This window comes from Pseudomonas sp. R3-57 (assembly GCF_051132065.1).
Lineage (GTDB): Bacteria > Pseudomonadota > Gammaproteobacteria > Pseudomonadales > Pseudomonadaceae > Aquipseudomonas.
The window spans coordinates 1,802,097-1,824,235 of record NZ_CP071655.1 but is presented as its reverse complement, the minus strand read 5'-3'; the positions used below and the strand labels follow the sequence as shown (position 1 = coordinate 1,824,235).

The 22,139-nt window shown below is 59.8% G+C and carries 17 protein-coding genes; 5 read left to right on the top strand and 12 right to left on the bottom strand.

Annotated features, from left to right (window positions below; translation table 11 throughout):
* Positions 1–11: 11 nt before the first annotated feature.
* From ihfB to mtnA, 10 genes are all read right to left on the bottom strand, one after another.
* Positions 12–308, bottom strand: coding sequence for an integration host factor subunit beta (gene ihfB / locus J3P93_RS08330; protein WP_007950920.1), 297 nt, complete (start codon positions 306–308; stop codon positions 12–14).
* A 152-nt stretch (positions 309–460) separates the two neighbouring features.
* On the bottom strand, positions 461–739 hold the full coding sequence (locus J3P93_RS08325) for a hypothetical protein (protein WP_434596487.1): 279 nt from the start codon (positions 737–739) through the stop codon (positions 461–463).
* A gap of 194 nt (positions 740–933) precedes the next feature.
* Entirely contained in the window at positions 934–2,619 is a 1,686-nt protein-coding gene (gene rpsA / locus J3P93_RS08320) for a 30S ribosomal protein S1 (RefSeq protein ID WP_016770920.1), read from the bottom strand.
* Between the two features lie 119 nt (positions 2,620–2,738).
* A complete protein-coding gene (cmk, locus tag J3P93_RS08315; protein ID WP_434596486.1) occupies positions 2,739–3,428 on the bottom strand; it encodes a (d)CMP kinase in 690 nt (229 codons plus the stop codon).
* Positions 3,425–5,632 carry a bifunctional prephenate dehydrogenase/3-phosphoshikimate 1-carboxyvinyltransferase gene (locus tag J3P93_RS08310; RefSeq protein WP_434596485.1) on the bottom strand — a complete coding sequence of 736 codons (2,208 nt, stop codon included), beginning with the start codon at positions 5,630–5,632 and terminating at the stop codon, positions 3,425–3,427. The genes cmk and J3P93_RS08310 overlap by 4 nt, the downstream gene beginning before the upstream one ends.
* A gap of 28 nt (positions 5,633–5,660) precedes the next feature.
* A complete protein-coding gene (gene hisC, locus J3P93_RS08305; protein ID WP_434596482.1) occupies positions 5,661–6,773 on the bottom strand; it encodes a histidinol-phosphate transaminase in 1,113 nt (370 codons plus the stop codon).
* A gap of 12 nt (positions 6,774–6,785) precedes the next feature.
* A complete protein-coding gene (gene pheA / locus J3P93_RS08300) occupies positions 6,786–7,880 on the bottom strand; it encodes a prephenate dehydratase (RefSeq protein ID WP_016770924.1) in 1,095 nt (364 codons plus the stop codon).
* Positions 7,880–8,965, bottom strand: a complete 1,086-nt coding sequence (serC, locus tag J3P93_RS08295) for a 3-phosphoserine/phosphohydroxythreonine transaminase (RefSeq protein ID WP_434596479.1) — start codon at positions 8,963–8,965, stop codon at positions 7,880–7,882. The genes pheA and serC overlap by 1 nt, the downstream gene beginning before the upstream one ends.
* Positions 8,966–9,193: 228 nt before the next feature.
* A complete protein-coding gene (gyrA, locus tag J3P93_RS08290) occupies positions 9,194–11,968 on the bottom strand; it encodes a DNA gyrase subunit A (RefSeq protein ID WP_434596477.1) in 2,775 nt (924 codons plus the stop codon).
* A gap of 424 nt (positions 11,969–12,392) precedes the next feature.
* Entirely contained in the window at positions 12,393–13,469 is a 1,077-nt protein-coding gene (gene mtnA, locus J3P93_RS08285) for an S-methyl-5-thioribose-1-phosphate isomerase (RefSeq protein ID WP_206415881.1), read from the bottom strand.
* Between the two features lie 108 nt (positions 13,470–13,577).
* Here mtnA and J3P93_RS08280 point away from each other — a divergent pair, with 108 nt between their 5' ends.
* The 5 genes from J3P93_RS08280 (at position 13,578) to J3P93_RS08260 (ending at position 18,445) form a co-directional block, all read left to right on the top strand.
* Positions 13,578–14,912 (top strand): TRZ/ATZ family hydrolase, encoded by a 1,335-nt coding sequence (locus J3P93_RS08280; protein ID WP_434596473.1) that lies wholly within the window; start codon positions 13,578–13,580, stop codon positions 14,910–14,912.
* 58 nt (positions 14,913–14,970) lie between these two features.
* A complete protein-coding gene (ubiG, locus tag J3P93_RS08275; protein ID WP_434596471.1) occupies positions 14,971–15,669 on the top strand; it encodes a bifunctional 2-polyprenyl-6-hydroxyphenol methylase/3-demethylubiquinol 3-O-methyltransferase UbiG in 699 nt (232 codons plus the stop codon).
* 2 nt (positions 15,670–15,671) lie between these two features.
* Positions 15,672–16,343, top strand: a complete 672-nt coding sequence (gene mupP, locus J3P93_RS08270; RefSeq protein ID WP_434596470.1) for an N-acetylmuramic acid 6-phosphate phosphatase MupP — start codon at positions 15,672–15,674, stop codon at positions 16,341–16,343.
* Between the two features lie 73 nt (positions 16,344–16,416).
* The gene (locus J3P93_RS08265) at positions 16,417–17,157 is read left to right on the top strand and encodes a YciK family oxidoreductase (RefSeq protein ID WP_434596467.1); all 741 of its coding nucleotides are present in this window, start codon (positions 16,417–16,419) and stop codon (positions 17,155–17,157) included.
* Between the two features lie 361 nt (positions 17,158–17,518).
* Positions 17,519–18,445, top strand: coding sequence for a GGDEF domain-containing protein (locus J3P93_RS08260; protein WP_434596465.1), 927 nt, complete (start codon positions 17,519–17,521; stop codon positions 18,443–18,445).
* 255 nt (positions 18,446–18,700) lie between these two features.
* Here the strand turns inward: J3P93_RS08260 and J3P93_RS08255 are convergent, their stop codons facing one another.
* Positions 18,701–19,462: a TenA family transcriptional regulator gene (locus tag J3P93_RS08255; RefSeq protein ID WP_434596463.1), complete on the bottom strand. Its 762-nt coding sequence runs from the start codon at positions 19,460–19,462 to the stop codon at positions 18,701–18,703.
* Between the two features lie 79 nt (positions 19,463–19,541).
* Positions 19,542–22,001, bottom strand: coding sequence for an EAL domain-containing protein (locus tag J3P93_RS08250; RefSeq protein WP_434596460.1), 2,460 nt, complete (start codon positions 21,999–22,001; stop codon positions 19,542–19,544).
* Between the last annotated feature and the right edge of the window lie 138 nt (positions 22,002–22,139).

Sequence of the window (22,139 nt, the reverse complement as noted above, 5' to 3'; positions counted from 1 at the left end):
AATAGCGAAGATCAAGCACCCTCCTCCTCTTCCTCATTGACCCGGTCACGCAATTCCTTGCCCGGCTTGAAATGCGGAACGAATTTACCGTCCAGACTGACCGACTGGCCGGTCTTCGGATTACGGCCCACGCGGGGCGCACGGTAGTGGAGGGAGAAACTGCCAAAGCCGCGGATCTCGATGCGATCACCAGTGGCCAGACATTGGGACATTTGTTCAAGCATGGTCTTGATGGCCAGCTCCACATCCTTGGATGAGAGTAGCCCTTGATGGGTGACAATTCGTTCGATCAACTCCGACTTCGTCATATTTTTCCCTTCTTTTTCAAGCAGCTAGATCAGCGCTTGAAAGGTTTTAGCATGCCCGGAAGAATTTGAACAGCCCAGGGATTGACATATCTTTCCTGGCGTCGAAATGCCCATTTTCAGGGCACCGATCGCATAGTCGGATCGCCGCGCAATCAACGACAGATCACCAGCATGGTCCGTGTCAGATAGCCCGCCGGGTTGAAGCCAAACGGATATTCATCCTCCTCTTTGGCATCGTCAGACCTCGTGACAACCTTGTATCCCGCACCTTTACACTCTTTCGCAGCACGCTTCTGGCACTTCTCCCAGCCGGAACCCAGCCCTGAGCAGTCGACCTCAATACCACTTACACCACGCACTGCGTGAGTCTTCGCGCTGGTGGTGCACCCTGCCAGCACCAAGACCATTGCAACAATCAGTAACTTGTTCATCCACTTCCTTATGCCAGGCCATGCCCGACGACTACACGCTCAAGACCAAGCTTAGTCGCGAATAGGCGATTGATCCGATTAAAGAAACAGACCCGCAAGCAAAGGCATTGGTTTCATGCACGGATGTACGAAGACTAAATCGCAGGCACAAAAAAGGGCGACCGAAGTCGCCCTTTTTAATGATCAAGCAGAACTTAGTTCTGTTTGGCCATTGCTTGACGCAGCAATGCCGCCATGGTGGTGTCAGCTGCTTCACCTTCCGGAGCTGCTTTCAGGCTCTGGATGGCTTCTTTCTCTTCAGCATCGTCTTTCGACTTGATCGAGAGCTGGATTACGCGGCTCTTGCGATCAACGCTGATGATCTTGGCTTCAACTTCCTGGCCTTCTTTCAGAACGTTGCGCGCGTCTTCAACGCGGTCACGGCTGATTTCGGAGGCTTTCAGGGTAGCTTCGATGTCGTCGGCCAGAACGATGATGGCGCCTTTGGCGTCAACTTCTTTCACGGTACCGGTCACGATAGCGCCCTTGTCGTTAACCGAGACGTACTCGGAGAACGGATCGCTTTCCAGTTGCTTGATGCCCAGGGAGATGCGCTCACGCTCTGGGTCAACCGACAGGATGACGGTATCCAGCTCGTCGCCCTTCTTGAAACGACGTACGGCTTCTTCGCCCACTTCGTTCCAGGAGATGTCGGACAGGTGAACCAGACCGTCGATGCCGCCGTCCAGACCAATGAAGATACCGAAATCGGTGATCGACTTGATGGTGCCGGAGATCTTGTCGCCCTTGTTGAACTGGCCAGAGAAGTCTTCCCATGGGTTCGACTTGCACTGCTTGATGCCCAGGGAGATACGACGACGCTCTTCGTCGATGTCCAGAACCATGACTTCCACTTCGTCGCCGACTTGTACGACCTTCGAAGGGTGGATGTTCTTGTTGGTCCAGTCCATTTCCGAAACGTGTACCAGACCTTCAACGCCTTCTTCCAGCTCAGCGAAGCAGCCGTAGTCGGTCAGGTTGGTGACACGAGCGGTAACGCGAGTGCCTTCTGGGTAACGGGCTTTGATAGCAACCCATGGATCTTCGCCCAGTTGCTTCAGGCCCAGGGAAACACGGTTGCGTTCGCGATCGTATTTCAGAACCTTGACGTCGATTTCGTCACCAACGTTGACGATTTCGGAAGGATGCTTGATGCGCTTCCAGGCCATGTCGGTGATGTGCAGCAGGCCGTCCACGCCACCCAGATCGACGAATGCGCCGTAATCGGTGAGGTTTTTGACGATACCTTTGACTTGCTGGCCTTCCTGCAGGGATTCCAGCAGAGCTTCACGCTCGGCGGAGTTCTCGGCTTCGAGGACGCTGCGACGGGAAACGACAACGTTGTTGCGCTTCTGGTCCAGCTTGATGACCTTGAATTCCAGCTCTTTGCCTTCCAGGTGCGTAGTGTCGCGCACTGGACGGACGTCAACCAGGGAACCTGGCAGGAACGCACGGATGCCGTTAACGTCGACAGTGAAGCCGCCTTTAACCTTACCGTTGATAACGCCCTTGACCACTTCCTCGGCTGCGAAGGCTGCTTCCAGAACGATCCAGCATTCAGCGCGCTTGGCTTTTTCACGGGACAGCTTGGTTTCGCCAAAGCCGTCTTCAACCGAATCCAGAGCAACGTGAACTTCATCACCAACGTTGATGTTCAGTTCGCCAGCATCGTTGTAGAACTGCTCAAGCGGGATGAGTGCTTCAGACTTCAGACCAGCGTGAACGGTTACCCAGCGAGCCTGGTAATCGATATCAACGATAACACCGGTGATGATGGAGCCTGCCTGAAGGTTCAGGGTTTTCAGGCTTTCTTCAAAGAGTTCCGCAAAGCTTTCGCTCATTTTAATTCCTGTAGATGAGGGCGAAGTAAACGCCCATCTCCACACCCCAGACGGTGTGGGTTAGTTTCATTTAAAAGAAGCGCCGCAGGACTATGACTGGTCCCCTGCGACCTTCTTGGTCACCCGGCGATATCGCGAATGGCGATCTCGCTCATGATGCGTTCAAGCACCTGATCGATGGAAAGCTCCGTGGAATCCAGCTGAATCGCGTCGGCCGCCGGCTTGAGCGGGGCTACTGCGCGCTGGGTGTCACGCTCATCGCGTGCACGGATCTCATCTAGCAGACTCGACAGACTAACACCCTCGACTTTGCCCTTCAACTGCAAATATCGACGGCGCGCCCGCTCCTCGGCACTGGCGGTGAGGAAAATCTTCAGCGGTGCATCAGGAAAAACCACTGTGCCCATGTCGCGACCATCGGCCACCAGACCCGGCGCTTCCTGGAATGCGCGCTGGCGCTGCAGCAGCGCCTCGCGCACGGCGGGCAGTGCAGCCACTTGCGAAGCGCCGGAGCCGACGCTCTCGGTACGGATGACATCGCTGACTTCATCGCCTTCCAGAATGATCCGCTGCAACTGACCTTCGGTCGCCGCGATGAACTGCACATCCAGATGAGCGGCAAGTTGCTTCAGCAGCTCTTCATTGGTCAGGTCGACGCCGTGGTTGTGCGCAGCGAACGCGAGCAAACGGTAAAGCGCACCGGAATCGAGCAGGTTCCAGCCCAGACGCTTGGCGAGAATCCCGGCGACTGTGCCTTTGCCCGAGCCGCTTGGCCCGTCGATGGTGATGACCGGTGCAATGCTTTTCACGACTGAGCCTCTTGTGCCACACGAATACCGACTTGCCCGCACAGCGCGAGGAAGTTGGGGAACGACGTCGCGACATTGGCGCAATCATGGATGCGGATCGGTGCAGTGGCGCGCAAAGAGGCAACGCTGAAGGCCATGGCGATGCGGTGATCGCCGTGACCGTGCACCTCACCGCCGCCAATCTGGCCGCCGTCGATGATGATGCCGTCCGGAGTTGGCTGGCATTTTACGCCCAGCGCTAACAGGCCGTCAGCCATCACCTGAATCCGATCCGATTCCTTGACCCGCAGCTCTTCGGCACCGGTCAGTACGGTACGCCCTTCAGCGCACGCAGCCGCGACGAACAGCACCGGGAATTCGTCGATGGCCAACGGCACCAGTTCTTCCGGAATTTCGATGCCTTTAAGCCTGGCCGCGCGCACGCGCAGATCAGCCACCGGCTCGCCGCCGACTTCACGCTGGTTTTCCAGGGTGATGTCCGCGCCCATCAGACGCAGGATGTCGATGACGCCGGTGCGGGTCGGATTGATGCCGACGTGCTCGAGCACCAGTTCGGAACCCTCGGCAATCGACGCCGCCACCAGGAAGAACGCCGACGAAGAAATATCGCCCGGCACTTCGATATGGGTCGCGGTCAGCTTGCCACCGGATTCAACCGAGGCAGTAGCACCATCAACACTCACCGGGTAACCGAAACCGCGCAGCATGCGCTCGGTGTGATCACGGGTTGGCGCCGGCTCGGTCACGGTGGTCTTGCCTTCGGCGTACAGACCGGCGAGCAGCAGGCACGATTTCACCTGCGCGCTGGCCATCGGCATCGTGTAGGTCAGGCCTTTGAGCTTGTGCCCGCCGCGAATGGTCATCGGTGGACGACCTTCTGCTGCAGTTTCGATCACTGCGCCCATTTCCCGCAGCGGATTGGCCACGCGATTCATCGGACGCTTGGACAGCGAAGCGTCGCCAGTCAGGGTGCTGTCGAAGTTCTGCGCCGCCAGCAGGCCGGACAGCAGACGCATCGAGGTGCCGGAGTTGCCCAGATAGATCGGGCCCGGCGCAGGTTTCAGGCCGTGCAGGCCGACACCGTGAATGGTCACACGGCCGTGGTGCGGGCCTTCGATGACCACGCCCATGTCGCGGAACGCCTGCAAGGTTGCCAGGGCGTCTTCGCCCTCGAGGAAACCTTCGACTTCGGTGACGCCTTCGGCCAGCGAGCCGAGCATGATCGAACGGTGGGAAATCGATTTGTCACCCGGTACGCGAATCCGACCGGACAGGCGGCCACCAGGTTGAGCCAGGAAGATCAGATCGTTGGAATTCATAGCGTCCACATAGGCCCTGCGGGCCAGGATTTTACTGAAATGCTCGCGGGCAACCCGGGCGCGCGTGAAAACGCCCAACAATTGGTGCCCATCCCCTGCATCGACCGCGTCGCGCAAGGCGTCGAGGTCGCTGCGAAATGTATCGAGTGTGCGCAGGACAGCCTCGCGATTGGCGAGAAAGATGTCGTGCCACATCACCGGGTCGCTTCCGGCGATTCTTGTGAAATCGCGGAAACCGCCCGCAGCGTAACGGAAGATCTCCAGATTTTCATTGCGCTTGGCCAATGAATCGACCAGACCGAAGGCCAGCAGGTGCGGCAGATGGCTGGTCGCAGCCAGCACTTCATCGTGCCGTTCGACCTGCATGTGCTCGACGTCGGCACCCAATTCGCGCCACAAACGATCGACCACAGCCAATGCGGCAGGATCGGTCTGCTCAAGCGGCGTAAGGATCACTTTATGACGACGGAACAACTCGCCATTGGACGCCTCCACCCCGCTCTGCTCGGATCCGGCGATCGGATGCCCCGGCACAAAGCGCGTCGGCATGCCGCCGAACGCCTCGGTCGCCGCGCGCACCACATTGCCCTTGGCACTGCCGACATCGGTGAGAATCGCCTGCCCCAGATCCATGCCTGCCAGACGCACGAGCAGTTTTTCCATGGCCAGGATCGGCACTGCCAACTGAATCACGTCGGCGCCCTGGCATGCGGCGGCCAAATCGTCTTCGCAGCGATCAACCACACCCAACTCGACTGCCAGCTTGCGCGATTGCGGGTCGAGATCGACGCCGACCACTTCGCGGCACACACCGCTTTCACGCAAGCCCTTGGCAAACGAACCACCGATCAACCCCAGACCGACCACCACAAGGCGCCCGATCATAGGTGCAGCAGATTGCAGTGCAGTGACATCAACCACGAGCCAGAACCTTGCGCAGCGCTTCAAGGAAGCGGCTGTTTTCTGCCGGCAGACCGATGGTCACCCGCAGGTGGTTCGGCATGCCGTAGTTGGCCACCGGACGCACGATCACGCCTTCGCGCAGCAAGCCCTGAAACACCGGAGCCGCGACCTGAGCGAGATCGACGCAGATGAAGTTGCCTTTGGATTCGATCCAGCCCAGACCCAGCTCACGGAAACCGGCTTGCAACTGCTGCATGCCTGCCTCGTTGAGCTGACGGCTTTGCGCCAGATATTCCTCATCCTTCAAAGCTGCACAAGCAGCCGCCAGGGCGAGGCTGTTGACGTTGAACGGCTGGCGCACACGGTTGAGCACGTCGGCCACTACCGGGGTCGACAGCGCGTAGCCGACGCGCAACGCGGCCAGGCCGTAGGCCTTGGAGAACGTGCGCGACACCAGCAGATTCGGATAAGCCGCGAGGAAATCGAGACCGTCCGGCAGATCGCTGCCTTCGGCATATTCGATGTACGCCTCGTCAAGCACCACCAGCACATGCTCCGGCACGTCCTGCAGAAACTCGTCCAGCGCCTCGGCGCCGAACCAGGTACCGGTCGGGTTGTTCGGGTTGGCGATGAACACCACACGCGTATTGGCATCGATGGCCGCGAGCATGGCGGGCAGGTCATGCCCCCAATCCTTGGCCGGCACTACTTTGGCTTGTGCGCCGACCGCCTGAGTGGCGATCGGATACACCGCAAACGCGTGCTCGCTGAAAACGGCGTTGAGGCCGGGCGCCAGGTAGGCGCGCGCAACCAGCTCGAGAATGTCGTTGGAGCCGTTGCCCAGAGTGACCTGATTCAACTCGACACGGCATTGCTCGGCCAGCAGGGATTTCAGCGCGAAACCGTTGCCGTCCGGGTACCGGGTCAGCTCTGTCAGCTCTTCGCGGATCGCGGCCAGAGCCTTGGGACTGGCACCCAGCGGGTTTTCGTTGCTCGCCAGTTTGACGATTTTTGCCGGATCCAGATCCAGCTCGCGCGCCAGTTCATCCACAGGCTTGCCCGGAACGTACGGCGAAAGTTGTTGCACGCCCGGCTGTGCCAGAGCGAGGAAGTTGCCACTCATTTGCTACCGCCCTTAGAGAACTGCTTTCGGGTAGGAACCCAGCACTTTGAGTGCTACCGCTTCCTGACTGATCTTTTCCAGCACACCCTTGATCAACGGATCGCGGTGGTGGCCGACGAAGTCGATAAAGAACACATACGTCCATTTGCCGCTGCGCGACGGACGGGTTTCGATGCGGGTCAGGTCGATCCCGTTGTCATGGAACGGCACCAGCAGCTCATGGAGCGCGCCGGGCTTGTTGCTCATCGACACGATGATCGAAGTCTTGTCGTCACCGGTCGGCGGCACTTCCTGGTTACCGATCATCAGGAATCGCGTGGAGTTGTCCGGGCGATCCTCGATTTTCTCGGCCAGACGCGTCAGGCCATACAGGCCCGCCGCCATGTCGCCGGCAATCGCCGCTGAATTCCACTCACCCTTGACCCGCTTGGCCGCTTCGGCGTTGCTCGACACCGCGACGCGCTCGACATTCGGGTAATGCGCGTCCAGCCACTTGCGGCACTGCGCCAGTGACTGCGCGTGGGAATAGATACGGCTGATGCTGTCGGTCTTGGTGTTCTCACCGACCAACAGATGATGGTGAATGCGCAGCTCGACTTCGCCGCAAATGACCATGTCGTGCTCGAGGAAACTGTCGAGGGTGTGGTTGACCGCGCCTTCAGTGGAGTTTTCCACCGGGACCACGCCAAAATTCACCGCCCCGGCCGCCACTTCACGGAACACTTCGTCGATTGCCGCCATTGGCTTGCTGATCACCGCGTGGCCGAAATGCTTCATCGCCGCCGCTTGAGTGAAAGTGCCTTCCGGGCCGAGGTACGCCACTTTCAGTGGCTGCTCCAGCGCCAGGCACGACGACATGATTTCGCGGAACAGCCGCGCCATCTCTTCGTTGCCCAGCGGCCCCTGATTGCGCTCCATCACTCGCTTGAGCACCTGAGCTTCACGCTCGGGACGATAGAACACCGGCACTTCGCCTTCGGCCAGCGAGGCCATCTTCACGCGCGCAACTTCCTGGGCGCAGCGCGCACGCTCACTGATCAGCTCCAGGACCTTGGTGTCCAGAGCGTCGATGCGAACGCGCAGTGCCTTGAGTTCTTGCTCGGACATCAGCCGTGTTCCTTCTCGAATTCCGCCATGTAGGCCACCAGCGCGTTGACCGCGTTGAGGTCGACGGCGTTGTAGATGGAGGCGCGCATGCCGCCCACCGAGCGGTGACCCTTGAGATTGAGCAGGCCACGCGCGTCGGCACCGGCGAGGAACGGCTTGTCCAGACGATCGTCAGCCAGACGGAACGGCACGTTCATCCACGAGCGATCCGACTTGTTGATCGGGTTGCTGTAAAGGCCGCTGGCGTCGATGAAGTCGTACAGCGTGCGCTGCTTGACGTCGTTGAGCCTGGCGATCGCGTCAACGCCACCCTGCTCTTTCAGCCACTGGAAGACCAGACCGGACAGGTACCAGGCCAGGGTCGGCGGCGTGTTGTACATCGAGCCGTTATCGGCGGCGACCTTATAGTCGAGCATGGTCGGGCACAGCGCGCGTGCCTTGCCGAGCAGGTCTTCGCGGATGATGTTGACGACGATGCCGCTCGGGCCGATGTTCTTCTGCGCGCCGGCGTAGATAATGCCGAAACGCGAGATGTCGACCGGACGCGAGAGGATGTCCGAAGACATGTCGGCCACCAGCGGCACGTCACCGGTTTCCGGGATCCACTGGAATTCCAGACCGCCGATGGTTTCGTTCGGCGCGTAGTGAACGTAAGCGGCGTTTTTCGACAGGCTCCACTCGTTCTGGCCGGGAATGGCGAAATAGTCGTAAGGCTTGGCGGTCGCGGCGACGTTGACGTGGCCGTAGCGGGAGGCTTCTTCGATGGCTTTCTGCGACCAGATGCCGGTGTCGATGTAGTCAGCCGAGCCGCCTTCAGGCAACAGGTTCAATGGAATCTGGGCGAATTGCTGGCTGGCGCCGCCTTGCAGAAACAGCACTTTGTAGTTCGACGGGATATTCAGCAGGTCACGCAGATCCTGCTCGGCCTGGGTCGCAATGGACACGAACTCATCGCTGCGATGGCTCATTTCCATGACCGACAGACCCTTGCCGTGCCAATCAAGGAGTTCACCCTGGGCGCGCTGCAGAACAGCTTCAGGCAACGCCGCAGGACCGGCGCAGAAGTTATAGGCTCGCTTGCTCACATCCAATCTCGCTCTGATCTGGTGGTCACTTAAATCTTTTGATATGCGGGTGATCGTTCCCACGCTCTGCGTGGGAATGCATCCGATGACGCTCTGCGTCATGGGACGCGGAGCGTCCCCAGCGGCATTCCCACGCAGAGCGTGGGAACGATCGTTGCAGTGTCGCAAATTTTCAAACAGGACAAATAACAAGGGGGCGAATTTTCATCCGCCCCCTCGTTTGTCCGCTTATTCTTGCGGCTCTTCGTCAGTTGCGGCGTCGAGTTGCTGGTCGTCTCCAGCCTCGTCGATACCGACGGTACCTTCGAATTCCTCGCCCTCTTCACCTTCAAGCTCGTCACCTTCGATCTCCGAAGGCTCCTGAACCCGCTCCAGACCGACCAGGGTTTCATCCTTGGCCAGTTTGATCAGGGTCACGCCCTGAGTGTTACGGCCCAGGCTCGACACTTCGTCGACACGGGTGCGCACCAAGGTGCCCTGATCGGAAATCAGCATGATTTCTTCACCGTCCTGCACCTGCACCGCGCCGACCAGACGGCCGTTACGCTCGTTGCTGACCATGGCGATAACGCCCTGACCGCCACGCTTGTACTCAGGGAACTCGGTGATCGCCGTGCGCTTGCCGTAGCCGCGCTCGGAAGCGGTGAGGATCTGGCTGCCCTCTTCCGGAATCAGCATGGAAATCAGCTTCTGCCCTTCCGGCAGACGCATGCCGCGCACACCGCGAGCGGTACGGCCCATGGCGCGGACTTCGGATTCCTTGAAGCGCGTGACCTTGCCGCCGTCGGAGAACAGCATGATTTCCTGCTCGCCATCGGTAATGGCGGCGGAGATCAGGATGTCGCCTTCGTCCAGTTCCAGTGCGATCAGACCGACGCTGCGCTGACGGCTGAAGGCCACCAGCGGGGTCTTCTTCACGGTACCGTTGGCGGTCGACATAAAGATGAACGGCGCTTTCTTGCGATCGGCAGCCTTGATGCGCGCGCGGCGCTCTTCGTCGGTTTCGTTGCTGTTTTCGATCTCTTCTACATCCGCCTCGACGCCTTCGGCTTCTTCTTCATCAGCCTGACGCTTCATGGCCTCTAGATCGACCGGCAGCATGGTGGTGATGTATTCGCCTTCGCTCAGCGGCAGCAGGTTGACCAGCGGACGACCACGGGCGGCGCGGGACGCTTCCGGAATCTCGTAGGTCTTGAGCCAGTACACCTTGCCCTTGCTGGAGAACAGCAGCAGCGTGGTGTGGCTATTGGCAACCAGCAGGTGAGCGATGTAGTCCTCATCCTTGACGCCGGTGGCCGACTTGCCTTTGCCGCCACGACGCTGTGCCTGATACGCCGCCAATGGCTGGGTCTTGGCATAGCCGCCGTGGGAAATGGTCACCACGCGCTCTTCTTCCGGGATCATGTCGCCCAGGGTCAGGTCGAGACGCGCATCGAGGATTTCGGTGCGGCGCTGGTCGCCGTATTCGGCGCGGATCACTTCCAGTTCTTCGCGGATCACTTCCATCAGGCGCACGGCGCTGTTGAGGATGCGGATTAGCTCGCCGATCTGGTTGAGGATCTCTTGATACTCGGCCAGCAGCTTTTCGTGCTCCAGACCGGTCAGGCGGTGCAGACGCAGTTCGAGAATGGCTTGCGCCTGCTCCGGCGACAGGAAGTACTTGCCTTCGCGCAGACCGTATTGCGGATCGAGGTTTTCCGGACGGCACGAATCGGCACCGGCACGTTCCACCATCGCCACCACCGCCGAGGATTCCCACGGCGTGCTGACCAGCGCTTCCTTGGCTTCCGACGGCGTCGGCGATGCCTTGATCAGGGCGATGACCGGGTCGATGTTCGACAGGGCAACGGCCTGGCCTTCAAGAATGTGACCACGCTCGCGGGCCTTGCGCAGCTCGAACACGGTACGGCGGGTGACGACTTCGCGACGGTGACGAACGAACGCCTCGAGCAGATCCTTGAGATTAAGGATGCGCGGGCGGCCGTCGATCAGCGCAACAATGTTGATGCCGAATACCGATTGCAACTGGGTCTGGGCGTAGAGGTTGTTGAGGATCACCTCAGGCACTTCACCGCGACGCAGTTCGATCACGACGCGCATACCGTCCTTGTCGGACTCGTCGCGCAGTTCGGTGATGCCTTCGAGCTTCTTCTCTTTGACCAGCTCGGCGATCTTCTCGATCAGACGCGCCTTGTTCAGCTGGTATGGCAGCTCGGTGATGACGATCTGCTGACGGCCACCGACCTTGTCGATGTCTTCGATAATCGAGCGGGCGCGCATGTAAATGCGCCCGCGACCGGTGCGGTAGGCTTCGATGATGCCGGCGCGACCGTTGATGATCGCCGCGGTCGGGAAGTCCGGACCGGGAATGTACTGCATCAGCTCGTCGACGGTCAGCTCGGGGTTGTCGATGAGCGCCAGGCAACCGTCGATGACTTCACCGAGGTTGTGCGGCGGGATGTTGGTCGCCATGCCCACGGCGATACCGCTGGAACCGTTGACCAGCAGGTTCGGTACACGGGTCGGCATGACCGCCGGGATCAGTTCGGTGCCGTCGTAGTTCGGCACCCAGTCCACGGTTTCCTTGTGCAGGTCGGCCAGCAGCTCGTGCGCCAGCTTGGTCATTCGCACTTCGGTGTATCGCATGGCCGCGGCGTTGTCGCCGTCGACCGAACCGAAGTTGCCCTGGCCGTCGACCAGCAGGTAACGCAGGGAGAACGGCTGGGCCATACGAACGATGGTGTCGTACACGGCGGTGTCACCGTGCGGGTGATACTTACCGATCACGTCGCCGACGACACGGGCAGATTTCTTGTACGGCTTGTTGAAGTCGTTGCCCAGCTCGCTCATCGCGAACAGCACGCGACGGTGCACGGGCTTGAGGCCATCGCGCGCGTCCGGCAGTGCTCGGCCGACGATTACGCTCATTGCGTAGTCGAGGTAGGACTGTTTCAGCTCGTCTTCGATATTGACCGGGAGGATTTCTTTGGCCAGTTCGCCCATGAGAAGCCTGATTCCTTTTTCTGGTGAAACTTCGTCATATCCATGTGGGAGCAACGAAGCTCGTCGGGGCAGGCCGGGTGCCATGCGCCGACTTACGACAAATCAACATTCGGATCGCGGATTTGCGCAGTAAAGACAGCTCCGTGGAGCGGCCTCGGAAAACGCCGGATGTTATCACAAGAGCCGCCACGCACCTATCCCCCAGATGCGCATGGAGCATAGTTAGTTGACCGGTGACAGGCTTGAGGGGGACGAGAGAGGCTCAGAGCTTCTTTGAATGTGAAAATCGGAGCAGATTTACAGTTGTTTATTGACATTCAGGCCCTCATCGCTGGCAAGCCAGCTCCCACAGGTTGAGTGCCGGGCATAAAACCTGTGGGAGCTGGCTTGCCAGCGATGGGGCCCGCTCAGACGCCAAAGCCCTTCAATGCAGGCGCTTGCGGCACATCAGCTGGGCCATTTTGGCGGTATCAGGGCGCTCGACGATGCCCTTTTCGGTGACGATCGCATCGATCAGGTCCGCCGGCGTCACGTCAAACACCGGGTTGAACGCCTCGACATCCGCACCGACGCGCTTGCCGCCGACCTCGAGCAATTCGGCGCCGGCGCGCTCTTCGATCGGGATGTCGTCACCGCTGGCCAGGTTCATGTCGATGGTCGAACTCGGCGCGACGACCATGAAGCGCACGCCGTGGTGCATGGCGTTGACCGCCAGTTGATAGGTGCCGATCTTGTTTGCCACATCGCCGTTGGCGGTGATGCGGTCGGCGCCAACGATGACCCAGGTCACGCCTTTGGTTTTCATGATGTGCGCGGCGGCAGAGTCAGCATTGAGGGTTACCGGAATGCCTTCGTTGGCCAGCTCCCACGCGGTCAGGCGCGAACCCTGTAGCCAAGGACGGGTTTCGTCGGCGTAAACGCGTTCGACCATGCCTTCAATATAAGCCGCGCGAATCACCCCCAGGGCCGTGCCGAAACCGCCGGTTGCCAGGGCGCCGGTGTTGCAATGGGTGAGAATTGCCTGGGCATTGCCCTGATGTTTGCGGATCAGGTCGACGCCCAACTGCGCCATGGTCAGATTGGCTTCGCGATCGCTCTCGTGAATGGCGATGGCTTCGGCCTCCAGCGCCACCAGCGGATCGGCATTGCCTTTGAGGCGGTCGAGGCGATCATGCATGCGCCCCAGCGCCCAGAACAGATTGACTGCGGTCGGACGAGAATCGGCCAACAGCGCAAAGTCTTCCTCCAGCGCCGCGTACCAGTCACCACCCTCGGCAATCCGCGCGCGGGCCGCGAGCACAATGCCATAGGCCGCGCTGATGCCGATGGCCGGTGCGCCACGCACAACCATCGAGCGGATCGCCTCGGCCACGCCGGCGGCGCTGGTGTAGGCGATCCAGGTTTCTTCAAACGGCAAAATACGCTGATCCAGCAGGTGCAGCGCGCCGTCTCGCCAATCGATGGCCTTCACTTTCTCCGCAGCCAACAGTCGATCGCGCATCCCACACCCCGCACTCATGAACAAAAGCCGCCGATTATAGCGATCCCCCCGCGAAGACGCTCGGGTATACTTCGCCATCCTTTACAAAAGCACTGGAACCGACTCCCGATGCCCAAACCTGCCATTGCGCTCGACCTTTTATTGTTGCCGACCTGGCTGGTCCCCGTCGAACCCGCTGGCGTCGTGCTCAAGGAGCACGGCCTGGGCATCCGCGACGGTTGCATCGTGTTTATCGGCCCGCGCGCCGAAGCGCTGAAGTGTAACGCCACTGAAATCCGTGAATTGCCGGATGTGCTGCTCGCCCCCGGCCTGATCAATGCTCACGGTCACGCCGCAATGACCTTGTTCCGCGGCCTGGCAGACGATCTGCCGCTGATGACCTGGCTGGAAAATCACATCTGGCCGGCCGAGGCCAAATGGGTCGATGAAGATTTCGTCCGTGACGGCACCGATCTGGCCATTGCCGAGCAGATCAAGGGCGGCATCAGCTGTTTTTCCGACATGTACTTCTACCCCAAGGTCGCCAGCGAGCGCGTGCACAACAGCGGCATTCGTGCGCAGATCGCCATTCCGATCCTCGACTTTCCGATTCCCGGCGCCAGCAGTGCCGATGAAGCGATCCGTCAGGGTGTCGAGCTGTTCGGCGATCTGAAGCATCACGACCGCATCAAGATTACTTTCGGCCCTCACGCACCGTACACCGTCGGCGACGAGAACCTCGAGAAAATCCGCGTGATTGCCGAGGAGCTGGACGCGGCGATCCACATGCACGTCCACGAAACTGCCTTTGAGGTGCAGCAGGCCGTCGAGCAAACCGGCGAGCGGCCACTGGCGCGTCTGGGCCGCCTCGGCCTGCTCGGGCCGCGCTTCCAGGCTGTGCACATGACCCAGATCAGCGATGACGACCTCGCGCTGCTGGTAGAAAGCAACACCAGCGTGATCCACTGCCCGGAATCGAACCTCAAACTGGCCAGCGGTTTTTGCCCGGTCGAGCGTTTGTGGCAGGCTGGGGTGAATGTCGCGGTCGGCACCGACGGCGCCGCCAGCAACAACGATCTCGACCTGCTCGGCGAAACCCGCACCGCTGCCCTGCTGGCCAAAGCCGTTGCCGGCTCGGCCACCGCGCTGGATGCCCATCGTGCGCTGCGCATGGCCACGCTCAACGGCGCGCGGGCACTGGGGATCGACGCGCAAGTCGGCTCGCTGGAAATCGGCAAAGCCGCGGACATCGTGGCGTTCGATCTGTCCGGTCTGGCGCAGCAACCGGTGTATGACCCGGTTTCGCAGCTTATCTATGCCACCGGTCGCGATTGCGTGAAACACCTGTGGGTCGCCGGCAAACAACTGCTCGACGACCGGCGCCTGACGCGCATGGACGAACAGCAACTGGGCGCCACCGCACGCCACTGGGGTCAGCGCATCAGCGGCCACACCGAATCGTAAACACCGTGGAGCAGACTCCGCGGCTACAGCCTTTTTGAAGTTTTTCGAGGAATTGAACATGAGCAACGTCGACCACGCCGAAATCGCCAAATTCGAGGCCCTGGCCCATCGCTGGTGGGACCGCGAAAGCGAATTCAAACCGCTGCACGACATTAACCCGCTGCGCGTCAACTGGATCGACGAACGGGTCAATCTGGCCGGCAAGAAAGTCCTCGACGTCGGTTGCGGCGGCGGCATCCTCAGTGAAGCCATGGCCCAGCGCGGCGCGACCGTGATGGGCATCGACATGGGCGAGGCGCCACTGGCGGTCGCGCAACTGCATCAGCTCGAATCCGGCGTCAGCGTCGAATACCGGCAGATCACTGCCGAAGCGCTGGCCGAAGAATTGCCCGAGCAGTTCGACGTGGTCACCTGTCTGGAAATGCTTGAGCACGTGCCGGACCCATCGTCGGTCATCCGCGCCTGCTTCCGCATGGTCAAACCCGGCGGCCAGGTATTCTTCTCGACCATCAACCGCAACCCGAAGGCGTACCTGTTCGCGATCATCGGCGCCGAATACATCATGAAGCTGCTGCCGCGCGGCACCCACGACTTCAAGAAATTCATTCGCCCCTCCGAACTGGGCGCCTGGAGCCGCATGGCTGGCCTGACCGTCAAGGACATCATCGGCCTGACGTACAACCCGCTGACCAAGCACTACAAGCTGTCCAACGACGTTGACGTCAACTACATGATCCAGACCCTGCGCGAGGAATAAGCATGGCTATCAGAGCGGTTCTCTTCGATATGGACGGTACCCTGCTCGACACGGCGCCGGACTTCATCGCCATCTGCCAGGCCATGCGCGCCGATCGCGGCTTGCCACCGATCAACGACAAGCACATCCGCGACGAGATTTCCGGTGGCGCCAAAGCCATGGTCGCGGTGACCTTTTCAATGGATCCCGAATCACCGGGCTTCGAAGAACTGCGACAGGAGTTTCTCGAGCGTTATCTGGTCGGCTGCGCGGTACACAGCAAGCTGTTCGACGGCATGGCCGAGCTGTTGCTCGACATCGAAAAGGCCAACCTGATCTGGGGGGTGGTCACCAACAAGCCGGTGCGTTTCGCCGAGCCGATCATGCAGCAATTGGGGCTCGCCGAGCGTTCGGCGCTGCTGATCTGCCCGGACCACGTAAAAAACAGCAAGCCCGATCCGGAGCCGCTAACCCTCGCGTGCAACATGCTTGATCTGGATCCTGCGAGCGTTTTGTTTATCGGCGATGATCTGCGCGACATCGAATCCGGCCGCGCCGCCGGCACCAAGACCTGTGCGGTGACTTACGGCTACATCCACCCGGACGATCACCCGCGTCACTGGGGCGCGGACGTCGTGGTGGATCATCCGCTGGAGTTGCGCAAGGTGCTCGATAACGCGCTGTGCAGTTGCTGAACCTGACGCGAAACGGCACAGACTGGATTCCCGTGCGGAGCGCGGGACGCTCTGACTCTTGAAGAGGTTGTTTATGTTTGATTACACCGCTCGTCCCGAATTGCTCAAGGATCGGGTCATTCTGGTCACCGGTGCCGGTCGCGGCATCGGCGCAGCGGCGGCGAAAACCTACGCCGCCCACGGCGCCACGGTGCTGCTGCTGGGCAAGACCGAAGCCAATCTGACCGAGGTCTACGACGCGATCGAAACAGCGGGCCATCCGCAACCGGCGGTGATTCCGTTCAACCTCGAAACCGCCCTGCCCCATCAATACGATGAGCTGGCGGCGATGATCGAAACCGAGTTCGGCCACCTCGACGGCCTGCTGCACAACGCCTCGATCATCGGCCCGCGCACGCCGATCGAACAGTTGTCCGGCGAAAATTTCATGCGGGTGATGCAGGTCAACGTCAACGCGATGTTCATGCTGACCAGCACCCTGCTGCCGCTGCTCAAACTGTCGCAGGACGCTTCGGTGGTGTTCACCTCCAGCAGCGTCGGCCGCAAGGGTCGCGCCTATTGGGGCGCTTATGGTGTGTCGAAATTCGCCACCGAAGGCTTGATGCAGACCCTCGCCGATGAAGTCGACGGTGTGGCGCCGGTGCGTTCCAACAGCATCAACCCCGGCGGCACCCGTACCAGCATGCGTGCACAGGCTTATCCGGGGGAAAACCCGCTGAACAACCCGACCCCGGAAGAGATCATGCCGGTGTACCTGTACCTCATGGGCCCGGACAGTACCGGCATCAACGGCCAAGGGTTCAACGCGCAGTAACCGCCATACGTCGCTTTTGTTGCCGCGGCAGATTGCTGTCGCGGCAGACCTTTGCCGCCTGCAACCGTCACAAATCAGCCAATTTCCCGGCAGCGGCTCGCTCATCCTTTATTCAACCTGTTGATTTGAATCGATTTAAATTAAAGCGAACCGATTGGCATGAGTTTCGCTCTAACTTTCCTCAAGGCATGCCGTGTGAAGGCAATGGGGCGAGGCCGATTTCGATAGCTGACTGATCGTCATCCGGCAGACTAGACTTACGCCAGATGTCCTACGGGACTGACGGACCAGTATGACGCGCAGCCCATCGCCGCCTCACCCAGCCTGTAAGACAGACTTACTGCTTAGGGGCTCACGCCAAATGAAATCACCCACCCAGACCAATGCGATCGACTTCGACAGTGCGAAATTGCAGCGCCTGGGCTTTGGTCAACTGCCTCCCCTGCTGGAGCGTCCGGCCAGCCTGGCGCAACTGCGCCAGCAAATGAGCCTGCAACTGCAGACCAGCCTCGAACCGCAACGCATTCTCGGTCTGTTTTTCCGCGAAGTTCAGCGTCTGGTGCCGCTGGACGCCCTGGTTTATGCGCACCAGGGCAGCGATCTGCGCCTGGAGTTCGGCAGCCGCGGCCATCACTCGATCAGCTATAGCCTGAGCCATGAAGGCGAGCATCTGGGCGAAGTGGTATTCCGCCGCAACCAGCGCTTCAGCGAGCTTGAACAAGGCCAACTGGAATCGTTGCTGTCGTCCTTGCTGTACCCGATGCGCAACGCCCTGCTCTATCGCGAAGCGACGCAGAGCGCACTGCGCGATCCGCTGACCGGCGCCGGCAACCGCATCGCCATGGAGCAGACCCTGCAACGCGAGATCGACATGGCGCGGCGTCATCAACAACCGTTGTCGCTGCTGATGATCGACATCGATCATTTCAAACGGGTCAATGACAATCATGGTCACAGCGCCGGTGATAACGTGCTCAAAGCGATCGCTGCGACCCTGAAGGCGCAGTTGCGCAATGTCGACATGGTGTTTCGTTACGGCGGGGAAGAGTTTCTGATCCTGCTGTCCAACACCAGCCGCGAGGCTGCGGCAATGGTTGGCGAACGGCTGCGCCATGCGACGCAAACGGCCGAGTATTATGCCGATGGCCAACTGATCGAGTTGACGGTGAGCCTCGGTTGTTCGACGTTGTTGCCGGGTGAATCAGCCGACAGCCTGCTGCGCCGGGCGGACAGTGCGCTGTATGTGGCCAAACGTGAAGGGCGCAACCGCCTGGCAATGGCGGGTTGAGTTTCCCCAGCCACCACAAAACAATGGAGCGAGCCTGCTCGCGATGCGGTGGGTCAGCCAATGCGATCATTGAATGACACACCGCTATCGCGAGCAGGCTCGCTCCCACAGGGGCTTTGTGTGAGGCACTGAATTTCGAAACCACCACAAAACAATGTAGGAGTGAGCCTGCTCGCGATGCGGTGGGTCAGCCAATGCAATCATTGAATGACACACCGCTTTCGCGAGCAGGCTCACTCCTACAAGGGTTTTGCGTTAGTTTTCGACTACCGCCCTGCGCTCGCGGTTATGCACTACGCGCTCCGACGTTTCCAGTTGCATGCAGCGTTCAAGGAACAGGTACATGTAGTCGTAGCTTTTGCAGATCGCCTGACGCAGTTCGGCCTGCAAGGCTTTGCTTGGGTTCATGCCGGCCAGGGTGCAGATGATTTCCAGGGCTTCCCACGGATGGGCATCGTCGTACTGCGCATGCATCTTCAGCCACTTCATCGCACGCTTGCGCTCCTCTTCAGGGAACGCAGCAGCGTAGACGCCGGTAGAACAGACCACCGCCGACCACTCCCCGGTCGCACCTTCGATGGCATAGTTGGTCGCGGCGATGGCGACGATCAGCGAATCGGCTGAACTGGTGTGCCAGCACCAATGACTCAAGGCATGCAATTCCGGCGGCACCTGCTGGGCCTGGAGGTCTTCCAGGCTGACGCCATGGGCTCGGCTCCAATGCACCCAGTAATCGGCGTGATTGAGTTCGACGCGGATGTTGCGCATCAGCCAGCGCCGCGCCATGTCCTCCCCCGGATGGCGAGCGAATTTGGTCTTGGTGAGGTTCTGCGCCATGTACAAGGCGAATTGCTCAACCACCGGCCAGCCTCCGATCAGGTACTGACGCATGGTTCTGGCGCTGAGCTTGTTATCACGCATGCGCAGGTAAAGTTCATGTTCGACAACCCGGCGCTTGCTCTCGCTGCAATCCTGAATCAGCTGTTGTGCCCAGCCAGGATAACTTGCAGCTTCCATGAGGGGTCCGGTTCGGTTGAATGTGTCGATCACTGTTCGGCTCCTTTTGAGTTGTGATTGTAAGGATCGGCAGAAAACTTCAACGGAACGTGCCAGGCGCTTTGAATAACAGCGGCTGCGGTCTGGCGGGTCTACTTTGCAAACTGTCACAGGTAAACAACTGCGGGCGTTCGATGACATAACCCTGAGCGTAATCGACTCCGATTTCAAGCAATGCCTGCTCGATCTGGGTTGTTTCAACAAACTCGGCAATTGTCTGCTTGCCCATGACATGCCCGATGTGATTGATCACTTCGACCATCGCCCGGTTAATCGGGTCGTCCAGCATGTCCTTAACGAAACTTCCGTCGATCTTCAGGAAGTCTACAGGCAAATGTTTCAAATAAGCGAACGAAGACATTCCGGCACAAAAATCATCCAGCGAAAAGTAGCAACCTAAGCCTTTGAGTTCATTAATGAATCTGATTGCACTGCCAAGATTGGCAATTGCACTGGTTTCAGTAATTTCAAAACAAATCATTTCAGGCGGTATGTTGTAGTTAACGAACTGTTCGCGCAGAAAGTGCAAGAACGCGTCATCTCCTATAGTAATGCCTGACAGATTAATCGCACACATTGCTAATGGCCGTTGATGTTCCTGAGCAATACATTGGGCAATAACTTTAAATACGTTCTGAACTACCCAACGGTCTAGTTGAGTCATCAAGCCATAACGCTCGGCCGCCGGAATGAAACTGTCCGGCAAGATCATCCGCCCGGACTCATCGTGCAGCCGCAGCAGAATCTCGATGTGCCCAGCCTCGCCGTGACTTGGTTTGAGCGGGGCGATTTCCTGGGCATACAGACAAAAGCGGTTTTCTTCCAGGGCCATATGCAGCCGCTGCACCCAGGCCATTTCCCCAAAGCGCAGCGACAGCTCGGAGTCATCGGCATGGTAGACCTGCACGCGATTGCGGCCCTTTTCCTTGGCCATGTAACAGGCCATATCGGCAGCGCGCAGCGAGGCTTCGAGGGTGGTCGGCGTCTGCGCGACATGCACCAGGCCGATACTGACTGTGGTCAGGAAAGGTCGGCCCTTCCAGACAAAATGCAGATTCTGCACGGTGTGACGCAACGCCTCGGCAATCTTCTCCGCCGCCTCCGGCGCGCAGTTTTCCAGGAGGATGCCGAATTCGTCACCGCCCAGGCGCGCCAGCGTGTCGCCTTCACGCAAGCCCGATTGCAGCAGCGTGCAAATGTGCCGCAACAGCTCATCGCCGGCGGCGTGACCGCAGGTGTCGTTGACCAGCTTGAATTGGTCCAGATCGAGAAACATCAGCGCATGCCGCCCGGCCTTACGTGTGAGGTTGTGCAGCGCCTGCTCGAGGCGATATTCGAATTCACGGCGGTTGGCCAGCCCGGTCAGCGCATCGTGAGTGGCCTGCCACGACAGGTTGGCGATGTACTGGCGCTCCTGCGTCATGTCGTGCAGCACCAGCACCGTGCCACTGACCTTGCCGGCATTGCGGATCGGCGCACCGACCAGCGTCACCGACAAGGTGCTGCCGTCCAGGCGCTGGATCAGTTTCGAATGCTCGCTGCCGCCGCTGAGCTTGCCGCTGAGAATGTGCTCGATCAGCGTCAGCCCTTCGGCCTGGGCATTGTCATCGAGCAGGTTGAACAACGCCGAGAGTGGCAGGCCAGCGGCCTGCTCGGCCTTCCAGTGAGTCATCGCTTCCGCGGCCGGATTCATGTAATCGATAGCGCCGCTGACGTCGGTGGTGATGACGCCATCGCCGATCGAATGCAAGGTGACGTGCGCACGATCCTTCTCCAGTTGCAGCGCCTCGGCGAAGGCGTGACGTTGCTTGAGCAATTTGTGCGTACGCCACAGGGCCAGGACGATCAGCCCCAGCGCCGTGGCCAGATTGGTGAACAGCAACAGGCGCATGATCATCCGCGAGCCTTCGCCCAAGGCATCGCTGAACGCCTTGGCGGCCGGGGTCACGGCATCGTTGATGTTGAAGATCCGCGTCTTCCAGTGCTGGATATCGGCGTCGCTCGCAGAGTTTTGCGAAATGCCGCGATGCATTTCCTGGGCGACGTCATCGAGTTGATCCAGATAAGCATCACCGACTGTCCAGCGATCGATGGCGGTTTCCAGATAACTGAAATGGCGAAAATTGAGGTACAGCCAGATCAGGCTGGAGACGTCATCGGGGTGGTTGCCGCCCTTGAGAATGCCTTCGCGTGCTGTGGCCAGATCCGGCGGCTGGCGGTCCAGCGCCAGGCGCAACTGATGGCCGCCCTGCGGTACGCCGATCGCCTCGCGATACTTGAGAAAGATCGCCTCGTCACGGCTGTCGGCGTACAGATTGAGGTAATAGATCGCGTCTTTCTGGCCCTTGGACCAGAGACTTTCACCGGCAACGTAGCCGCGCACGGCCGAGAGTACATACAGACTCACGCCACCCAACAACGCTTGAAACAGCACAACGGCAATGAATGGCCAGACGATGCCCAACAACCGTGGCGTTCCGAGAGTCCGCTTTTGCTTCATGAGATCCCTTGCGCAAGCACTGCCAGATGAACACCGGAAAATCCCGCTCCTGACAGCTCAGCCTAGGCTAATTTTCGACCTGTCAAAGGGACAGCTCTGCCGTCCTCTACGTCGATCGTGCAAGCCGCCGGCCCAAAG

Bases quoted from the DNA above. Each gene is read 5' to 3' on its own strand.
- ihfB (WP_007950920.1), bottom strand. From the start codon at position 308: ATGACGAAGTCGGAGTTGATCGAACGAATTGTCACCCATCAAGGGCTA.
- J3P93_RS08325 (WP_434596487.1), bottom strand. From the start codon at position 739: ATGAACAAGTTACTGATTGTTGCAATGGTCTTGGTGCTGGCAGGGTGC.
- rpsA (WP_016770920.1), bottom strand. From the start codon at position 2,619: ATGAGCGAAAGCTTTGCGGAACTCTTTGAAGAAAGCCTGAAAACCCTG.
- J3P93_RS08310 (WP_434596485.1), bottom strand. From the start codon at position 5,632: ATGATCGGGCGCCTTGTGGTGGTCGGTCTGGGGTTGATCGGTGGTTCG.
- hisC (WP_434596482.1), bottom strand. From the start codon at position 6,773: ATGAGTGGCAACTTCCTCGCTCTGGCACAGCCGGGCGTGCAACAACTT.
- pheA (WP_016770924.1), bottom strand. From the start codon at position 7,880: ATGTCCGAGCAAGAACTCAAGGCACTGCGCGTTCGCATCGACGCTCTG.
- gyrA (WP_434596477.1), bottom strand. From the start codon at position 11,968: ATGGGCGAACTGGCCAAAGAAATCCTCCCGGTCAATATCGAAGACGAG.
- mtnA (WP_206415881.1), bottom strand. From the start codon at position 13,469: ATGCGCGATCGACTGTTGGCTGCGGAGAAAGTGAAGGCCATCGATTGG.
- J3P93_RS08280 (WP_434596473.1), top strand. From the start codon at position 13,578: ATGCCCAAACCTGCCATTGCGCTCGACCTTTTATTGTTGCCGACCTGG.
- ubiG (WP_434596471.1), top strand. From the start codon at position 14,971: ATGAGCAACGTCGACCACGCCGAAATCGCCAAATTCGAGGCCCTGGCC.
- mupP (WP_434596470.1), top strand. From the start codon at position 15,672: ATGGCTATCAGAGCGGTTCTCTTCGATATGGACGGTACCCTGCTCGAC.
- J3P93_RS08265 (WP_434596467.1), top strand. From the start codon at position 16,417: ATGTTTGATTACACCGCTCGTCCCGAATTGCTCAAGGATCGGGTCATT.
- J3P93_RS08260 (WP_434596465.1), top strand. From the start codon at position 17,519: ATGAAATCACCCACCCAGACCAATGCGATCGACTTCGACAGTGCGAAA.
- J3P93_RS08255 (WP_434596463.1), bottom strand. From the start codon at position 19,462: ATGGAAGCTGCAAGTTATCCTGGCTGGGCACAACAGCTGATTCAGGAT.
- J3P93_RS08250 (WP_434596460.1), bottom strand. From the start codon at position 22,001: ATGAAGCAAAAGCGGACTCTCGGAACGCCACGGTTGTTGGGCATCGTC.